The sequence below is a fragment of the Thalassotalea sp. G20_0 genome (genome assembly GCF_017744175.1).
In the GTDB taxonomy this organism is placed as follows: Bacteria; Pseudomonadota; Gammaproteobacteria; order Pseudomonadales; family Endozoicomonadaceae; genus Endozoicomonas.
Genome location: NZ_JAGHQV010000339.1, coordinates 1 through 752, shown reverse-complemented (window position 1 = coordinate 752; position 752 = coordinate 1). Strand labels below are relative to the sequence as shown.

Sequence of the window (752 nt, the reverse complement as noted above, 5' to 3'; positions counted from 1 at the left end):
TTCACGTGGGGCAATAGCGCGGCCACAGCCTCGTTGAGTTCTGGTATCTGCTCCTGCCCGTTGTCCACCAGTTTCGCCATGGCCCACAGCAGGTTGGCGATATGCTGAGGAATAAATTGGCCTTTCTTTACTTTCACGTAGGGTAACAGCGCGGCCACGGCCTCTTTGAACCCTGGTGTCTGCTCCTGCCCGTTGTCCACCAGTTTCGCCATGGCCCACAGCAAGTTGGCGATACCCTGGGCATTAAATTGGTATTTCTGTGCGTTCACGTGGGGTAACAGCGCGGCCACGGCCTCTTTAAACCCTGGTGTCTGCTCCTGCCCGTTGTTCACCAGTTTCGCCATGGCCCACAGCAAGTTGGCGATACTCTGGGCATTAAATTGGTATTTCTGTGCGTTCACGTGGGGTAACAGTGCGACCACGGCCTCTTTGAGCCCTGGTGTTTGCTCCTGCCCGTTGTTCACCAGTTTCGCCATGGCCCACAGCAGGTTGGCGATACCCTGGGCATTAAATTGGTATCTCTGTGCGTTCACGTGGGGTAACAGCGCGGCCAGGGCCTCGTTGAGCCCTGGTGTCCGCTCCTGCCCGTTGTCCACCAGTTTCGCCATGGCCCACAGCAGGTTGACAATACCCTGGGCATGAAATTGGTCTTTCTGTGCGTTCACGTTGGGCAACAGCGCGGCCACGGCCTCTTTGAACTCTGGTGTTCGCTCCTGCCCGTTGTCCACCAGTTTCGCCATGGCCCACAGCAG

The 752-nt window shown here is 57.4% G+C and carries 1 protein-coding gene; it reads right to left on the bottom strand.

Annotated features, from left to right (window positions below; all coding sequences use genetic code 11):
* A partial coding sequence (locus J7438_RS26390) for a DUF1601 domain-containing protein (protein ID WP_209278996.1) occupies nt 1-752 on the bottom strand: 752 nt, incomplete at both ends.